Source organism: Caldanaerobius fijiensis DSM 17918 (genome assembly GCF_900129075.1).
Classification (GTDB): domain Bacteria; phylum Bacillota; class Thermoanaerobacteria; order Thermoanaerobacterales; family Caldanaerobiaceae; genus Caldanaerobius; species Caldanaerobius fijiensis.
Genome location: NZ_FQVH01000042.1, coordinates 1 through 17,690, shown reverse-complemented (window position 1 = coordinate 17,690; position 17,690 = coordinate 1). Strand labels below are relative to the sequence as shown.

The window sequence follows — 17,690 nt, the reverse complement described above, 5'->3', positions numbered from 1 at the left end:
CGTAAGGATACACGCAAAAGAGTATGCTGATTTTTACTGCAAGAAGTACAATGAGGTTACCAAACACCAGCATAAGAGAGCCCTCGTCTTAACGGCACGTAAGCTTGTAAGACTGGTCTTTGCCTTGCTGAGCAAAGGCCAAATCTACCAACCGGGAGGTAATGGATAGATTTAGTAAATACATTTAACTGAATATCAGCTAAGTTTCCTTCCATTATTATCCAATATATGGTGGGTTTATTAAGTGTTGCCTTTTTTAGAGTTTTTGAGGCCTTTATTTTTCAAGGTTCCAAAAAATACTACTTGACATTACACCGCTTGTCTTTAGCTGCCAGCATTGCTACGGGTAATACCCCCGATACAGATTTAATTTCACCGCTTAAAGACAATTCTCCCAAAAACATAAATTGGTTTAAATCCTGCGGCACATAGCCACAAGCAGACAATATACTTATAGCTACAGGCAAATCGAAAGAAGGCCCTTCTTTTTTTCTATCAGCAGGTGCCATGTTAACGGTTATCTTTTTTACAGGAAATTCTAAACCTATATTTTTGATAGCCGCTTTTACCCTCTCTCGAGATTCTCTCACCGACGCATCAGGCAAACCAACTATTTCAAATAATGGCAAGCCATTAGATATGTACGTTTCCACTTCTACGGCATATGCATCAACGCCGTATAGGGCAGCACTTAACACCTTCGTCAACACCAGCGACCACTCCTCAAATTATAATTCGACATAATAATGGTAATTCCTTTATTTAAATACAAAATTAAGAGGATAAATCTGATCTAAACAAAATCAAAAGCGTCTTTGATCAGATTTATCCTCTTTACCTCCTCGGTATCTCTATCTATCCATATCTCTACAACATCAAATCTGCATGGTTTATTGCGCAATTTCTTTTTGTACAAATACATCATGGCCATATGACTGATCTTGGCCATCTTTCTTATATCTATTGACTCTGATGGTGTACCATAAACTTCACCTGTGCGGGTCTTGACTTCTATAAAGCAAATTACATCATCATCCTGTGCTATAATATCTATTTCTCCCCGACTGCCTCGAAAATTTCTCTCCAATATCTTATATCCCATCTGCGTCAAGTAGCTTTCTGCTATCCTTTCTCCAAGAACTCCCAAATCTTTATTATTCATGACCTATATCCTCCGGTAATTCCAACGTAATATTACCTAATCTGCCGGACCTGAAATCGTCAATTACTATCTTTGCTGCTTTAAGCGTGTCAACCTCTCCACCTTTTATTAAACAGCCTCTTTTTTTGCCGATATTTACTAAATTTGTATAATTATCATCGGATAACCTATCTAACTTATATTTCTCCAATAGTACTTCGGGATACCGCTGAACTATTCTCTCGATAAATTTAAGCGAAAGCTCTTCAAAATCCAATAAATCATCATTTATAGAACCCACCAATGCCAGCATATAACCTGTCATCTCATCCTCAAATTTAGGCCATAAAATACCTGGCGTATCCATATATTCAAATTCATCGCCAATCCTTATCCATTGTTTCCCCTTTGTAATTCCTGGCTTATTTCCCACTTTGGCTTTTGTAGAGCCTACCATGGCATTTATTAATGTAGACTTGCCCACATTAGGTATGCCCAGAATCATAAGCCTTATAGGGACATTAACATATCCCACCCTCATTAATTTTTCTCTCCTATTTCTCATCAAATCTCTGGCAGTTTTAAATATGTCATCGATCCCTTGGCGATTCTTAGCATTGGTTTCAACTATATTTATACCTTTATCATTGTAATACATTATCCATTTTTTATTAGCACTACTATCCGCCAGATCTGCTTTGTTAAAAACAATAATCTGTGGCTTGCTGCCCAGTATTCTTTCTAAAAGCGGATTGTAACTGCTTTTGGGAATTCTTGCATCGATTATATGCAGTGCTATATCGATATGTTTTAGATTTTCAGCTATTATCTTTTTTGTCTTGGCCATATGGCCAGGATACCATTGAATCATAATCTCACCTTTTAAATATAAAAGGGACTTACGTCCCTTTTATAATATTTTATAATATTATAATAGTTCTTTTATTCTTGCTGCTTTTCCTTTTTTATTTCTCAGGTAGAATAACTTGGCACGCCTTACTTTACCGCGTTTTATAACTTCTATGCTATCTATTCTTGGAGAATGCAGCAAAAATGTCCTTTCTACTCCCACACCGTAAGATATCCTTCTTACGGTAAATGTAGTCCTCAGCCCTTCGCCTTTTTTGCTTATGACAATACCTTCATAAGCCTGAACTCTTTCTCTATTTCCTTCAATAACTTTAACATTCACTCTAACCGTATCGCCTACATTAAAGTCAGGTATGTCCTGTCTGTACTGCTGCTCTTCTACATATTTAATGTAATCCATCTATTTTACCTCCTTTCGATTGTTGCATTTAATATTTTCACATTCTAGCTCGAAAATTATCTGCAGGTCTTCCTGCGATAGCTTCGCGTCTGCTAGTAAATCAGGCCTTCTGAGCATTGTTATCTCAAAAGCCTTTTTACGCCTCCACCGCTTTATTAACTTGTGATTTCCCGACAAAAGCACTGAAGGCACTTCTATTCCCTTATATACCGCAGGCCTGGTATACTGAGGATATTCCAGCAGCCCATCATTGAAAGACTCCTCATCAACAGCACCCTCAGGTAAAACACCCGGGATCAATCGACTCACGCTGTCTACAAAGGCCATTGCAGCAATTTCTCCACCTGTCAACACAAAATCGCCCAGTGAAATCTCATCATCCACTTCTAGATCTATAACCCTCTGGTCGACACCCTCGTAATGGCCGCAAAGGATAATTACATGTTCCAATTTAGAATATTCTTTAGCAATGCGCTGATTATAAACCCGTCCCCTTGGTGACATATACACAACCCTTGATTCATCTTTTCTCACACTATTGATAGCCCTGGCTATCGGTTCACAAGCCATCACCATGCCCGTTCCGCCACCAAAGGGATAATCATCTACTTTCTTATGCTTATCCAGAGAAAAATCCCTTATGTTTACAAGATTCACCTGGATAATGCCGTTATTTATTGCCCGCGATATAATGCTCGTATTGAGCATTCCGTAAAACATCTCGGGAAATAATGTCAATATATCAAATTTCAACTACCATCATACCCTTTTTAATATCTATTTGCTTAACATATTGCTTTATCGCAGGAATCAACACTTCTCCATCGGGACCATTGACAACATATACATCATTGCTTCCCGTTGATATGACATCTGTAACCTTTCCCATACATACCCCATTCACATTGTACACTTCAAGATCTATAATGTCACCTATAAAGTATTCATCTTCTTCAAGGTCTATAGCATGATCCCTATCTACCTTTAACAAACCTCCAACAAGTTTCTCTGCCTCTTCGCGAGTGTCTACTCCTTTTAGCTTGAGGATAACCATATTTTTATGATATCTGACGTTTTCTACGTCGTATCGAGTAAATTGCTCTGTTTTTTCTAAATATAGCCACTTCAAATGATCATATCTATTGATATCCTTTGTAGTGGGGTATACCTTTACTTCACCCCTTATGCCGTGAGTCTTGACGATTTTCCCGATAATCAAATACTCCAGCATATGTTATAAAATTTCCACCATAACTTTCTTATTCTGCTTGATAGCTGCAGTCCTCACAATAGTCCTTATAGCTTTCGCGGTTCTACCTTGCTTTCCTATTACTTTACCCGTATCATCTGGCGCTACTTTGAGTTCTATGATAATCGAGTGCTCTCCTTGAACCTCTTTGACCTCTACAGAATCCGGATCATTGACAAGAGCCTGTGCAATAACTTTAACTAATTCTCCTAAAGATGCCAAGATAACACCTCCATTTCACGCACTATATAATACCCTGTGACTTTAAAATAAGTTTCACAGTATCTGATGGCTGTGCGCCTCTTTTTAACCACATCAAGGCTTTTTCCGCGTCAATCTTGATCTCTCGCGGCTGTGATATAGGATTATAATATCCTATTGACTCAATAAACTTGCCATCGCGAGGAGATCTGGAGTCTGTCACCACAACCCTGTAAAAAGGGTTATTTTTTGCTCCCATCCTCATAAGTCTTATCTTTACTGCCATTTTTTCACCTCCTTCTAAAATTTATTACACTAAAATCTCCCAAACAGCGGAAACTTCTTCTTTCCTTTTTTCAAATCCTTATCTATATCTTGAAATTGTTTCATCATCTTCCTGGTTTGTTCAAACTCTCTGAGAAGCTTATTCACATCCTGTATACTGGTACCACTGCCCATGGCAATTCTTTTTTTCCTGCTGGAATTGATTATAGAGGGATTAGCGCGCTCTTCTGGGGTCATGGATTTTATAATTGCCTCTATTTTAGTTATCTCTTTTTCGTCTACATTAAAACCTTTCAATTGTTTCTGATTTAAACCCGGTATCATCTCTAATAACTGGTTTAAAGGACCCATTTTCTTAACTTCCTGCATCTGGTCCAAAAAATCCTGCAGTGTAAATTGATGCTTACTTATTTTCTCTTGCAGCTCCATTGCTTTTTTTTCATCAAACGCCTGCTCAGCTTTTTCGATAAGGGTAAGTACATCGCCCATGCCGAGGATACGCGATGCCATCCTATCCGGATAAAAAGGCTCTATGTCCTCCAGCTTTTCGCCTATACCTGCAAACTTGATAGGTTTACCTGTAACAGCCTTTACTGAAAGAGCTGCACCGCCTCTGGTGTCACCGTCTAATTTGGTCATCACTATACCATCTATCCCTAATTGCTCATTAAAATTCTTAGCAATATTGACGGCATCCTGACCTGTCATAGCATCAACTACCAGCAGTATTTCGTGAGGTCGTACCTCTGATTTGATATCCTTTAACTCCTGCATCATTTCTTCATCTATATGCAATCTGCCAGCCGTATCTATTATTATTACATCATTGCCGCCCTTTTTGGCCGCACCAATTGATGCTTTAGCAATATCCACGGGACTTATATTTTGTCCCATTGAAAATACCGGAATACCTAATTTATCTCCCACTACCTGCAACTGCTTTATAGCAGCGGGTCTGTAGATATCACAAGCTACCAGCAAAGGGTGCTTACCTTGTTTTTTCAAATAACCGCCAATTTTTGCCGCAGTAGTCGTTTTACCTGAGCCCTGAAGGCCAACCATCATCAAAATAAACGGAGAACCTGCAGAAAGATTCAGTTTGCTCTGAGTAGAGCCCATCAATTCCGTAAGCTCATCCCTTACTATCTTTATAACGTGCTGAGCAGGTGTCAGGCTCTCTAAAACCTCTGCTCCTATACATTTTTCTGAAACCCTGTCTATAAAATCCTTTACTACTTTAAAGTTGACATCAGCTTCCAGTAATGCCAGCCTCACTTCTCTCATAGCATCTTTGATGTCTTTCTCAGTGAGTTTCCCCTTACCTCTTAATTTTTTAAACACATTTTGAAGCTTATTGGCTAAATTTTCAAAAGCCATTTAACAAAACCTCCTGATTTTCATACCAATTCCTCTATGACCTCATTTAATTCCTTTATTATGTCAAGGAGCTCTGCTTTTTTATCCGCTGGCATCACTTCCCCAATCTCTTTTAATCGTTTGAAAGCATCTTTTAATTCACCCTGCTTTTCTTCAAATCTCTTTACAAGGCCTAATTTCTTTTCATATCCCTCCAAGACCTTTTCAGACCTCTTAAGGACATCAAAAACCCCTTGTCTTGATATATGAAGTTCTTGCGAGATCTCCCCCAAAGAATAATCATTCAAATAATACATTCTAAACACATCTCTTTGCTTTTGTGTCAGTAGCTGTCCATAAAAATCAAAATACGTGTTAAGCCTTGTTCGCTTTTCAAAAGCATCTTCATTCACCATGTCAAGTACATCACCTTTACATAGGGTATCACTAAATTTATCATTTGTCAAGCTGAAAAAAGAGCATCTACAAATTCTTCTGCTGAAAAGGGCTGAAGATCATCAATTCCTTCTCCCACGCCAATATATTTTACCGGAATATTCATTTCAGAACAAATAGCCACGACAATACCGCCTTTAGCGGTTCCATCTAATTTCGTTAAGATAATACCCGTAATATCTACCGTTTCCTTAAACATCAATGCCTGTTGTAACGCATTTTGACCTGTTGTTGCATCGAGTACTAAAAAAACCTCTTTATTGGCTTCTGGATACTCTCTTGTAATAACCCTTTCAATCTTAGACAATTCATTCATAAGATTTTTCTTATTGTGAAGGCGTCCAGCTGTATCACATATCAATATGTCAGCATTCCTTGATTTAGCAGCCTGTATTGCATCAAACACAACCGCCGAGGGATCGGACCCCTCCTGATGTTTTATAACTTCTACTCCAACCCTATTGCCCCACTCTTCTATCTGTTCTATAGCCGCAGCCCTGAAGGTATCTGCAGCCGCCAGAAGTACCTTTTTGCCATCTTTTTTATACATATGGGCCAGTTTACCTATAGATGTAGTCTTGCCAACGCCATTTACGCCTATAACCAGTATCACGGAGGGTCCTGCTTTTGTTTCAGCATATTTTTCATTGTTGTTTAAAATATCGTATAATTTCTGCTTTAACAAGTCTCTCACTGCCTCCGCATCGGCTAATTTCTTTGCCCGGGCTTCTGTTTTAATCTGATCTATTATCTTCAGTGTAGTATCTATTCCCATATCTGATGTTATCAAGATTTCCTCCAGCTCGTCATAAAATTCATCGGTTAATTTTTGATGGAGTTTTATGATCTTCTCTACCCGCTCTGTTATGCCCGTACGCGTCTTTTTAAGACCTTCCCTTAGTTTATCAAAAAATCCAAACGCCATTCAACTTGCCTCCTCGTCTATTTTAACAGATATAAGCCGTGACACTCCTTGCTCAGGCATGGACACGCCGTATACATAATCTGCCACCATCATGGTACCCCGTCTATGGGTTATGACGATAAATTGTATCTTCTTAGATAATCTCTGTAAGAACACTGCAAACCTCTCCACGTTAGCCTCATCTAAGGCCGCATCTATTTCATCCAGGACACAAAACGGTGATGGATTTGCATACAAAAAAGCAAATAAAAGTGAAATTGCACAGAGGGCTTTTTCTCCTCCGGAAAGAAGCTGCATATTCTGAATCCTCTTGCCCGGCAATTGTACTTCTATGTTTATACCTGAGTGCAGAACATCAGAAGGATCCACTAAAGCAAGCTTTCCCTTGCCTCCACCGAACAATTCTTTTAAAATCATGTCGAAATTTTTGCCTATCTGCCCAAATTGCTTAATAAACTGCTCTTTCATGGCTTCATCCAGTTCATCGATCACTTTCTGGACTTTAAGAAGCGATTCTTCTAAGTCTTTTCTTTGGGTATCAAGAAATGCATATCTTTCATCGACTTTTTTGTATTCCTCTATGGCACCTTTATTAACATCTCCCAATAGCTCTATTTCTTTTTTTAAATTTCGAATCTCGTCGGCATTAACATTTATATTTCTTCGAAATTGCTCGGCTTCTTCCCGTGAAATGTTATAATAGTCATCCAACCCCTTAATAAGATCGCTTTTTCTTAACTCCCTTTTTGTCCTATTTAGTTCACACTGCATCTTCTGGTCCAATACTTCCTTTAATTGAGCTTCTAATGCTTTTAAATTGTCAGCTATATTTTCCATTTCTTTTTCAAAAACACCTAATCTAGCCTCTACATCGCCCATTGAAGAAACTATGCGTTCTTTTTCCTCAAACCACTCATGCTTTTTCTGCAAAAGCTGTTTTCTCTCCTCTTCTAAATCTGCAATTTCACTCAAAATAGTCCTATAAGCAGATTTAAATTTGCTTAATTCATCATCCCTCTGATTTAATGCACTATAGTATTCTTCCTTTTGGCGCCTAAATGACGACAACTGCTCTTGATATTTAGCTTTTATAACCTCTATTTTAAAGAGTTTTTTTCGCAGTTCTTCAAATGTCTCCTTATATTCTTCCCATTCTTTAGTACTTTTTTCGCTTTCCTGGGTATATGCCTGTATCTGGGCAGTGAGCCTTTCAATTTCATCCATTATCGTATTTTTTTCTCTCTGAGCTTCTCTTAATTTCCCTTCTAAAAACTCAATATCCAGCCATAGTTTCTTGCAATTTATGTCAATTTCCTGTAAGGCTTTCTCGTGTTCGTCTTTTTGCCCTTTGAGCATTCCTATTTCTCGGCGCATATTTTCGATCTCGCATTCATTTAAATTTATCTGATTTTTAAGCTCTTCACACCTCTTCTGATAGCTTATGAGTTTTTCCTTTAATAAGCGCTGTTCTTCATAATTCCCGTAAAACATCTTGTTTTTATTTAAACTACCACCCGTAATCAAGCCAGCGGGATAAATTATTTCTCCATCTAGCGTGACAATCCTATATCTATGAGGATACTTTCTGGATACCTTAAGAGCATTATCTATACTATCGCAGACGATGATCCTATCAAAAAGATACCTAATCGCTTTGTCAAATTTTATGTCATACTTTATAAGCTTTATAGCATAATCAATAAAGCCTTTTTCGCCGTAAAGAAATGTCTCATAAACAAATTTGACATCTTTAATGGTATTAAGTGGAATAAATGTAACCCTGCCAAAGTTGTTTTCCTTTAAATATTCTATCAAAATCCTTGCCTCGTCATCAGTCTTTACGACTACATTTTGTAAAGCTGATCCCAGAGCAACCTCAATAGCTACCTGATAAGCTTCAGGTACATCGATTAAGTTTATTACAGGCCAGAAATCCGGCAAATCAGTGTTCTTGTTTTTTGCATCAATTAAAGCTTTAACGCTTCGAGTTATTCCATTTTCTGCTCCTATATCCTTCATCGACGAAAGCCTTATCGTTAACCTGTCAATCTCCGCATTTATCTTTTGATAATCGCTCCTATAGCTTTCTAGAGATGCTTTTAACTCATCTAACTTAAGTAAATTTTGTTTTAATTTTTCGTCTATTTTATTTAGCTCGGATAAAATACTATCGCCCCGATTTTTTTCCGCATCATATGCATTTCTTTTTTTATCTAATGAACTGGCGATATCCCTCATATCTTTATTAATGTTATCCAGTTGTTCTCTATCTTTTTTCAATAATTCGTTTAAATAACCTACTCTCACATAAACATTTTGGGAATTATTCGCAATATTTTCTTCTTCCAAAACATTTTTCAGGTTTGCAATTTTTAATTCCAGATCCTGTTGATACTTATCTATTTTTTTTAAAAAAAGCTCTTTTTGTTTTATTCTTAGCAAGCACTCATTCAATCGAAACTTCAAATTGGCTATATTTTTTTCAGTTTTTTCAATTTCTTTTGTATAGCTATCCATGTCCTTTTTTCTATTGACAAGGCGTTCAATAATAACGTTATATTGGCCCTCTATTTTTTCTATGTTTTTCTCAATAGCTACCAACTTCTGCCGCAATTCTTCTGCATTTTCTTTGAAAAACCTATATTTTTCCTGTTTTTCTTCATTTTCTAATTTGTAACGGTTCTTTTGATTTTCGATGTCTTCTATTTTTCTCTGCAGTATAGCTTCTTTTTCTATATATGATTTTATATCTTCATCTATCTCATCCAGCTGATTTAAAATCCCATTTATCTCAAGAATTTTCAGCTTTTCACTTAGCTCTATGTATTTGTAAGCTTTATCTGCCTGTTCTCTCAACACAGAACGCTGCGCTTCTACCTCGCGTATGATATCCTTTATTCTTTGAAGGTTATCAGCTGTCTCTTCCAGTCTCTTCAGTGTTTCCATCTTTTTATACTTGTATTTTGATATACCTGTTGCTTCATCAAAAATTTCCCTGCGGTCTTCCGGTCTGGAGTTTATGAGCTTTTCTACCTGACCTTGCCCTATGATGGAATACCCGTCCTTACCTATTCCCGTATCGTACAAAAGGTCATTTATATCCTTTAACCGGCAGGGTGTCCCGTTTATAGTGTATTCGCTTTCACCTGATCGATATAATTTTCTACCTATAGCTACTTCTTCATAATCTATAGGCAATGTGCCATCACTGTTATCAAAGGTTATAATAACAGAAGCAACCCCCAACGCCTTCCGGGTGGAAGTCCCTGCAAATATAACATCCTCCATTTTATTCCCTCTAAGGTTCTTTATGCTCTGTTCTCCTAATACCCATCTTATAGCATCAGCTATATTACTTTTCCCACAGCCGTTTGGTCCTACAACTGCTGCAATACCTCCATTAAACTCCAGTTCTACTTTATCTGCAAATGATTTAAAACCGTATATCTCTAGTTTTTTCAGGTACATCTACTTAACCTCCGAACATGGCAAGACCTGCTATCTCTAGCAGGTCTTCATCTTACCTTGGCTCCACTATAAACTTAATTGCCGTTCGCGTTTCGCCATCGATCTCGATTTCAGAAAAGGCTGGTATAGCTACAAGGTCTATTCCGTTGGGGGCTACATAACCTCTGGCTATAGCTATTGCCTTTACCGCTTGATTTATAGCTCCTGCACCTACTGCCTGTATCTCAGCAGTAGAATTTTCCCTCAGCACTGCTGCTATAGCACCTGCAACAGCCTTCGGTTGTGACTTAGCCGATACTTTGAGTATTTCCATATATAATCCTCCTATTTTATTTTATTGTGTTATTGCGATATTATTTATATTCTACATACACTTGTAAATTCCTGCTTTTTGCATATTCTTTTTTAGTTAATTTAAATCGACCTTTTTCTGATAGCAGGATCATTTCATCCTTTCTTATAGACTCATGGCATTTAATATCTATTATCAATCCATAATCGTTATAAAATCTCACTTTATTCGTTTTCTTCATCCCTATAGCGTTGGAAAAATCCTTAGGGTTTACGATTAAATGCAAATTACTCCCACCCAGCTGCTTATACGCATATACCATCATATTGTACATTATTTTGGATTCTACCAATTGTCTGAATGCTGGGTGAAATGGCCCTGCTATCACATCTCCGTTTTCATTTATATCTTCTGTAGGCTGTAATCCCACCCTTATAACATCGATATCGTAAAGTGAAAACATTAACATAAGAATACTGCAAATATCCACGGCTTCATCAAGTTTTAATGGGACATAACACCCATTTTTATACAATTCCTCCAACCGAGTACCTCTTATGACAAGGGTAGGATATATCCTTACAAAATCAGGTCGAAGCTTTATAAGCTCTGCCGCCGTATATATATCTTTCTCGATAGTATCACCTGGTAAACCTATCATCATCTGAAGGCCGAGCCTAAAATTATACCGCCTTATCAAATTCACCGCCTTATGTACATCACTAGCTGTATGTCCTCTTTCTGCCAGTGATAATACATAATCGTCCATCGACTGTACTCCAAGCTCTATCTCTTTCACGCCGTGGGATAAAAGGTTATCAAGTATTGATTCGTCGATATAATCAGGTCTTGTAGAAAGTTTTAATCCACTTATACTGCCATCCTCTAAATAGGGCCGTACTGCGTCCATAAGGCTATTTTGTACTGCTACAGGGATTGCTGTGAAACTGCCTCCGTAAAATGCAACCATGATATCTCTATCAGACGCCGTTTTTAAGTATTCATCAATTTTTTTTTAACATATTCAGGGTCTACAGCTTCTCTTTGACCTGATATCTTTTTTTGATCGCAAAAGACGCAATTATGAGGACAACCCCTATGTGGAACAAATATAGGTATTATCATACAATCACTCGCTGTACTTTTTAAATATAATGCACGCATTCTGTCCGCCAAATCCAAAAGAATTGGATAGTGCGTATTTCACATCTCTCTCTATCCCTGTATTAGGAACATAGTTGAGGTCACAATCAGGATCAGGTGTCTTTAAGTTGATTGTTGGATGTATAAACCCCTGATCTATAGCTAACAAACAAGCAATAGCTTCAATAGCACCAGCAGCGCCTAACAGGTGCCCTGTCATCGACTTAGTGGAACTTACAGCCAGTTTATAGGCGTGCTCTTTAAACACTGTTTTTATAGCCATGGTTTCGTACTTGTCGTTGTACTCTGTCGAAGTCCCATGAGCATTTATATAATCGATATCCTCCGGCTTAATTCCCGCATCGGCAAGAGCAACCTCCATCGCCCTAGCTGCTCCTTCACCTTCTGGCGCCGGCGCCGTTATATGGTATGCATCACATGTCACACCATAGCCTACTATCTCCGCATAAATTTTAGCACCTCTGGCAAGTGCCATATCCAGCCTTTCTAACACCAGCACCCCTGCGCCCTCTCCCATGACAAAACCATCGCGGTTTTTATCAAACGGCCTGCTGGCTTCATGATAATTGTCATTATTTGTTGATAGCGCTTTAAGCGCTGAAAAACCTGCCAGTGCCATAGGGGTAATAGATGCTTCAGAGCCTCCTGCTAACACTACATCGGCTCTCCCACTCTGTATAAGCTTAAAGGCATCGCCTATAGCATTGGTACTGGATGCACAAGCACTGACTGTAGTTTCATTAGGCCCTTTAGCTCCAAACATTATGGCGATTTGTCCCGCAGCCATATTGGATATCATCATAGGAATAAAAAAAGGACTAACCCTGCCAGGGCCTTTTTCTATCATAATCCTAAACTGCTCTTCAAAGGTTTCTATACCTCCAATACCAGAACCCATAATAACGCCAAATCGATTTTTGTCCACAGCATTTAAGTCCAGATTAGCATCCTCAATAGCCATTTTAGCTGATGCAATGGCAAAATGGGTATATCTATCCATTCTCTTAGCTTCTTTTTTGTCAATGAAATCTGTAGGATTAAAGTCCTTTACCTCTGCTGCTATTTTTGTAGGATATTCAGATGTATCAAATTTAGTTATTGGGCCAATACCGGATTTTCCTGACCTTAGTGCTTCCCAATAAGCATCTTTACCTATGCCTATCGGTGTAACACAGCCTATACCCGTAACTACAACTCTGTTGTTCATGTTATTCACCTCAATAATCTCAGCATATCTATATCAAAGGCAAAAGCCATTATAGTTCAAGGCCCGCAAATTGCGGGACCTATAATCACTCTTCGCCAGTATGTTGTTTAATGTATTCCACCGCATCACCTACAGTAGAAAGTTTCTCAGCTTCTTCATCTGGAATCTCTATATCAAATTCCTCTTCCAGTGCCATAATCAACTCCACCACATCCAGTGAATCAGCTCCTAAATCATCAATAAATGACGATTCCATGGTTATCTCATCTTCTTCTACACCTAACTGTTCTGCAACGATTTCTTTTACTCTGTCAAATACCATATAAAATTTCACCTCCTTCCCATAATAATATTATATCGCCATACCTCCGTCAATACTAATTATCTGCCCTGTTATATAGCTAGCCTCATCCGAGACAAGAAATGCAACCAAATTAGCCACATCTTCAGGCTTACCAAACTTCTGCAGTGGTATAACCTCAAGCATTTTGTTTTTTATGTCTTCTGATAGCACAGCGGTCATGTCCGTTTCAATATATCCCGGTGCCACAGCATTTACATTTATACCTCTTGACGCCAGTTCTTTTGCGATGCTTTTGGTAAGACCTATTATACCGGCTTTTGATGCGGCATAATTTGCCTGACCTGCATTTCCCATCAATGCTATTACTGATGAAATATTCACAATTTTCCCATACCTCTGTTTTATCATCTGCCTTGATACACACTTTATACAATTGAACGTGCCTTTTAAATTGGTATCTATAACCATATCCCAATCTTCTTCTGTCATCTTCAAGATGAGATTATCCCTTGTAATTCCGGCATTATTTACAAGAACACTTATGTTCCCGTACTGCCTTATCACCTCATCTGTCATTGCTTTAACTTCATCAAGACATGATACATCGGCTTTTACAGCTATGGCTGTTCCTCCCTTGCTGCGTATTTCTTCAACGACCTCCTGAGCCTTTTGACTATTATTGGCATAATTCACTGCGACAGCATATCCTTTTTCTGCTAATTTTAGAGCGACGGCGCGTCCTATTCCCCTAGAAGCACCTGTTACAATAGCTGATTTCATTTTAGCCCCTCCAAAGCGCGAAGCGTCTCCTCAAGGCTTTTTACATCCTCTACGTTCAACGAAACCCTGGTCTTATCAATTTTTCTTACAAAACCGGACAAAACCTTACCAGGACCCAGCTCTACAAATACATCAACACCATCCTGTATCATTCGCTCAATAGTAGCTTCCCAGAGAACCGATGAATATACCTGCCTTACCAGCAGATTTTTTATATCTGATTTATCTTTTATGTACTGAGCATTAACATTAGAAATAACCGGAAGCTTAAGATCGCCAAACTGGATTTTATCCAATGCCTCGCCCAGTTTTTCTCCCGCAGGCTGTAGCATGCTGCAGTGAAATGGCGCGCTTACAGAAAGCATTATAGCTCTTTTCGCTCCTTTGCTCTTTGCGATCTCAATAGCCTTCTCAAGAGCCTGTATTTCACCAGCAATGGATATCTGTCCAGGACAATTAAAATTAGCCGGCTCAACAATGCCATACTGCGAAGCCTCTTTACAGACATCCAATACCTCTTCATTGGTAAGGCCTATGATTGCAGCCATGCCGCCTTTCCCTAAGGGTACAGTCTCCTGCATTAATCTTCCCCTGAGTCTTACTAATGGTACAGCATCCTCAAACTTTAGAGCTCCAGCATTTACAAGAGCAGAATACTCACCTAGACTTAAACCTGCTGCTACATCCGGATTAAAACCTCTGCTCTCCAGCACTCTAAGGCATGCTATACTCATGGTGAGTACCGCAGGCTGTGTGTTTTCAGTCTTCATAAGCTCTTCATCAGGCCCTTCAAAGCACAGCTTAGCTATGTCAAATCCTATACTCTCATTGGCCGCCTCGAAAACCTCTGCCGCTTCTTTATAATTCTCAGCCAAGTCTTTTCCCATACCGGTATACTGAGCTCCCTGCCCAGCATAGATAAATGCCACCTTTGCCATATTACATCTTCCCCCTGACTTTTTCCAATACCTCTTTAGCCTGCTCCAATATATCTTCTATTATCTTTGCAGCAGGCTTTATTTCATTGACTAAACCAGCAATCTGGCCTGCCATCACTGACCCATATTCTACGTCACCATCTACCACTGCTGCCTTCAATTTTCCTGTCCCTAACCTCTCTAATTCTTCTACAGGTGCATGATTTTTTTCCAGCAATTCAAATTGTCTTGTCAATTTGTTTTTCAATACCCTTACAGGATGGCCTGTAGGCCTACCCGTTACTACTGCATCTCTATCTCCTGCTTGCAAAATCGCTTTTTTATAATTTTCATGAGCTGTACACTCGCTAGCACATATAAATCTCGTACCAATCTGTACGCCACAAGCTCCTAGAGCCAGAGCAGCAATAAATCCCCTGCCGTCAGCAATGCCCCCTGCTGCTATTACAGGGATACTCACGGCGTCAACAACCTGTGGAACCAGCGCCATTGTTGTTAACTCACCTATATGACCTCCCGATTCTGTCCCTTCGGCGACAATAGCGTCAACGCCCTCTTTCTCCATGCGTTTTGCCAGCGCTACCGACGAAACAACAGGCACCACTTTAATTCCCAGGTTTTTAAGCCTTTCTATGTACTTACCAGGGTTGCCAGCACCCGTAGTTATGACATCCACCCCTTCTTCACATATGACGTCAATGACCTCATCCACAAATGGCGACATTAACATTACATTAACTCCGAAAGGTTTGTCTGTAAGCTTTTTAGCCTTTCTTATCTGCTCCCTTACAAAGGACCCAGGAGCATTCCCAGCACCTATAATTCCAAGCCCTCCAGCATTAGACACTGCTGCAGCCAATTCTGCGGTAGCAACCCATGCCATCCCTCCTTGAATAATCGGATACTTTATACCAAGTATATCACATATTTGAGTATAAAACATAAAAAACCTCCTATTTAGCCCATTTGATTACGGCAGATCCCCATGTCAAACCCGCTCCAAATCCTACAAACAATACCACATCGCCTTTATGAATTTTATCTTCCTTTAACGCCTCGTCTAAAGCTACAGGGATGGAAGCAGATGACATGTTCCCATATTTATCAAGATTTACATACACTTTATCATATGATAGAGATAATCTTTTAACCGCTGAATCTATAATCCTTATATTGGCTTGATGCGGGATAAGAAAATCTACATCATCAGGTGTTAATCCACACTTTTCTAAAACCTCTACCGATGCACTCGCCATCACCTTTACTGCAAACTTAAATACCTCCTGCCCATTCATCTGTATGGTATTGAGCTTTTTTTCAAGGACTTCTTCCGATAATGGCATACGCGAACCGCCACCAGGCAAATAAAGATATTCTCCGCCCTTCCCATCTGAACCTAAAACCGTGGAAAGTATGCCATAACCTTCATCCACAGCCCCAAGAACCACAGCCCCAGCACCATCGCCAAACAAAACACATGTATTTCTATCTTCCCAGTTAGTAATCTTTGAAAGAGTATCTGCACAAATTAACAATACTTTATTGCAACTCCCGGTTGCAATAAATTGCTGTGCAATAGCTAAGCCGTATATGAATCCTGAACAGGCTGCTTCAATATCAAATGCAAAAGCATTTTGAGCGCCCAGTTTATCTTGAACAATACAAGCAGTTGATGGGAAATTCATATCAGGTGTAACAGTCGATACAATAATCATATCAATTTCTTCAGGTTCGATTTTTGCATCCTCTAATGCGCGCCATGCAGCCTCCACTGCCAAATCTGAAGTGGCGGTATTTTCATCGGCTATGCGCCTTTCCTTTATGCCCGTCCTCGTCCTGATCCATTCATCACTGGTATCCACCATCTTCATCAAGTCGAAGTTCGTCAGCACCTTATCTGGCACAAAATGTCCTGTGCCAATTATCCCCACATTTCTCAATTCAGCCACTTATATCAACTCCCGACAAGATCTCTTTGTGAATATAATCGATTACTCCTCCACTCACATATTTTCTGGCTTGAAATATAGCATTTTTTATCGTTTTGGCGTTTGACGTGCCGTGGGCCTTAATGCATGCACCGTTAATCCCCAAAAGAGGTGCTCCTCCGTATTCACTATAGTCCATCTTCTTAGCAATCCTTTTGAAACCATCTTTCAGGACGAGTGCACACATCCTGGTCACCCAGTTTCTCATAAGTTCTTCTTTCATCATATCTAAAAGAAACAACGCTATGCCTTCCATTGATTTCAAAATAGCATTGCCTACAAATCCATCACAAACCAATACATCTGCTTTCCCAAAGGGTATATCCCGCCCCTCTATGTTTCCGACAAAGTTGAGATCAGATAGCTCTAATAGCTTATACACCTTTTTAGTCACTTCATTGCCTTTACCTGGCTCTGAGCCTATATTAAATATTCCTACCCGTGGATTTTCTATGTCCAGAACATAGCTACAGTATATGGACCCCATTCTCGCAAATTGCATGAGGTTTTCTTCATCGCAATCGGTATTTGAACCGGCATCTATTATCAGCATATTACCCGTTCTGGTAGGTATAATAGGGGCCAAAGCAGGTCTTTTTATGCCCTTTATCCTGCCAACGACCATAAGGGCGCCGGCCATAAGTGCACCTGTATTACCCGCAGAGA

21 protein-coding genes and 1 pseudogene are annotated in these 17,690 nt (G+C 39.2%); 1 reads left to right on the top strand and 21 read right to left on the bottom strand.

What is annotated here, in order from left to right:
• A pseudogene (locus tag BUB87_RS14220) lies at positions 1–169 on the top strand (IS110 family transposase); the annotation flags it as partial.
• A gap of 130 nt (positions 170–299) precedes the next feature.
• Here the strand turns inward: BUB87_RS14220 and BUB87_RS12370 are convergent.
• From BUB87_RS12370 to plsX, 21 genes are all read right to left on the bottom strand, one after another.
• Positions 300–710 (bottom strand): magnesium chelatase domain-containing protein, encoded by a 411-nt coding sequence (locus BUB87_RS12370; protein WP_073345962.1) that lies wholly within the window; start codon positions 708–710, stop codon positions 300–302.
• An 83-nt stretch (positions 711–793) separates the two neighbouring features.
• A complete protein-coding gene (locus BUB87_RS12365) occupies positions 794–1,162 on the bottom strand; it encodes a YraN family protein (RefSeq protein ID WP_073345959.1) in 369 nt (122 codons plus the stop codon).
• Complete coding sequence (gene ylqF, locus BUB87_RS12360) at positions 1,155–2,012, bottom strand: ribosome biogenesis GTPase YlqF (RefSeq protein ID WP_073345957.1); 858 nt, start codon at positions 2,010–2,012, stop codon at positions 1,155–1,157. Before ylqF ends, BUB87_RS12365 begins: the two co-directional genes overlap by 8 nt.
• Before the next feature lie 57 nt (positions 2,013–2,069).
• Positions 2,070–2,411: a 50S ribosomal protein L19 gene (rplS, locus tag BUB87_RS12355; RefSeq protein ID WP_073345954.1), complete on the bottom strand. Its 342-nt coding sequence runs from the start codon at positions 2,409–2,411 to the stop codon at positions 2,070–2,072.
• Positions 2,412–3,131, bottom strand: coding sequence for a tRNA (guanosine(37)-N1)-methyltransferase TrmD (gene trmD, locus BUB87_RS12350; RefSeq protein WP_407641846.1), 720 nt, complete (start codon positions 3,129–3,131; stop codon positions 2,412–2,414). It abuts the gene before it with no gap.
• Between the two features lie 22 nt (positions 3,132–3,153).
• Positions 3,154–3,642 carry a ribosome maturation factor RimM gene (gene rimM / locus BUB87_RS12345; protein WP_073345949.1) on the bottom strand — a complete coding sequence of 163 codons (489 nt, stop codon included), beginning with the start codon at positions 3,640–3,642 and terminating at the stop codon, positions 3,154–3,156.
• Between the two features lie 3 nt (positions 3,643–3,645).
• Positions 3,646–3,882 (bottom strand): KH domain-containing protein, encoded by a 237-nt coding sequence (locus BUB87_RS12340; protein ID WP_073345946.1) that lies wholly within the window; start codon positions 3,880–3,882, stop codon positions 3,646–3,648.
• A 22-nt stretch (positions 3,883–3,904) separates the two neighbouring features.
• On the bottom strand, positions 3,905–4,147 hold the full coding sequence (rpsP, locus tag BUB87_RS12335) for a 30S ribosomal protein S16 (protein WP_073345944.1): 243 nt from the start codon (positions 4,145–4,147) through the stop codon (positions 3,905–3,907).
• A 29-nt stretch (positions 4,148–4,176) separates the two neighbouring features.
• Positions 4,177–5,523, bottom strand: coding sequence for a signal recognition particle protein (ffh, locus tag BUB87_RS12330; protein WP_073345941.1), 1,347 nt, complete (start codon positions 5,521–5,523; stop codon positions 4,177–4,179).
• 20 nt (positions 5,524–5,543) lie between these two features.
• Entirely contained in the window at positions 5,544–5,918 is a 375-nt protein-coding gene (gene ylxM / locus BUB87_RS12325) for a YlxM family DNA-binding protein (protein WP_073345939.1), read from the bottom strand.
• Positions 5,919–5,965: 47 nt separating this feature from the next.
• Entirely contained in the window at positions 5,966–6,883 is a 918-nt protein-coding gene (ftsY, locus tag BUB87_RS12320; protein WP_073345936.1) for a signal recognition particle-docking protein FtsY, read from the bottom strand.
• Positions 6,884–10,351 carry a chromosome segregation protein SMC gene (smc, locus tag BUB87_RS12315; RefSeq protein WP_073345934.1) on the bottom strand — a complete coding sequence of 1,156 codons (3,468 nt, stop codon included), beginning with the start codon at positions 10,349–10,351 and terminating at the stop codon, positions 6,884–6,886.
• A 52-nt stretch (positions 10,352–10,403) separates the two neighbouring features.
• On the bottom strand, positions 10,404–10,664 hold the full coding sequence (locus BUB87_RS12310) for a stage V sporulation protein S (RefSeq protein WP_026487231.1): 261 nt from the start codon (positions 10,662–10,664) through the stop codon (positions 10,404–10,406).
• A gap of 40 nt (positions 10,665–10,704) precedes the next feature.
• Positions 10,705–11,613 (bottom strand): elongator complex protein 3, encoded by a 909-nt coding sequence (locus BUB87_RS12305; protein ID WP_200792836.1) that lies wholly within the window; start codon positions 11,611–11,613, stop codon positions 10,705–10,707.
• A gap of 159 nt (positions 11,614–11,772) precedes the next feature.
• Positions 11,773–13,014 carry a beta-ketoacyl-ACP synthase II gene (gene fabF / locus BUB87_RS12300; RefSeq protein ID WP_073345931.1) on the bottom strand — a complete coding sequence of 414 codons (1,242 nt, stop codon included), beginning with the start codon at positions 13,012–13,014 and terminating at the stop codon, positions 11,773–11,775.
• A gap of 85 nt (positions 13,015–13,099) precedes the next feature.
• Positions 13,100–13,336, bottom strand: a complete 237-nt coding sequence (acpP, locus tag BUB87_RS12295; protein ID WP_073345929.1) for an acyl carrier protein — start codon at positions 13,334–13,336, stop codon at positions 13,100–13,102.
• 30 nt (positions 13,337–13,366) lie between these two features.
• Entirely contained in the window at positions 13,367–14,098 is a 732-nt protein-coding gene (gene fabG, locus BUB87_RS12290; protein ID WP_073345926.1) for a 3-oxoacyl-[acyl-carrier-protein] reductase, read from the bottom strand.
• Positions 14,095–15,036 (bottom strand): ACP S-malonyltransferase, encoded by a 942-nt coding sequence (fabD, locus tag BUB87_RS12285; protein ID WP_073345924.1) that lies wholly within the window; start codon positions 15,034–15,036, stop codon positions 14,095–14,097. The genes fabG and fabD overlap by 4 nt, the downstream gene beginning before the upstream one ends.
• A gap of 1 nt (position 15,037) precedes the next feature.
• Positions 15,038–15,979, bottom strand: a complete 942-nt coding sequence (gene fabK, locus BUB87_RS12280) for an enoyl-[acyl-carrier-protein] reductase FabK (protein ID WP_073345921.1) — start codon at positions 15,977–15,979, stop codon at positions 15,038–15,040.
• 10 nt (positions 15,980–15,989) lie between these two features.
• Positions 15,990–16,985, bottom strand: coding sequence for a beta-ketoacyl-ACP synthase III (locus BUB87_RS12275; protein ID WP_073345919.1), 996 nt, complete (start codon positions 16,983–16,985; stop codon positions 15,990–15,992).
• Positions 16,978–17,690 (bottom strand): phosphate acyltransferase PlsX (plsX, locus tag BUB87_RS12270; RefSeq protein ID WP_073345915.1); only part of this gene is annotated, 713 nt, incomplete at its 5' end. The genes BUB87_RS12275 and plsX, both read right to left, overlap by 8 nt.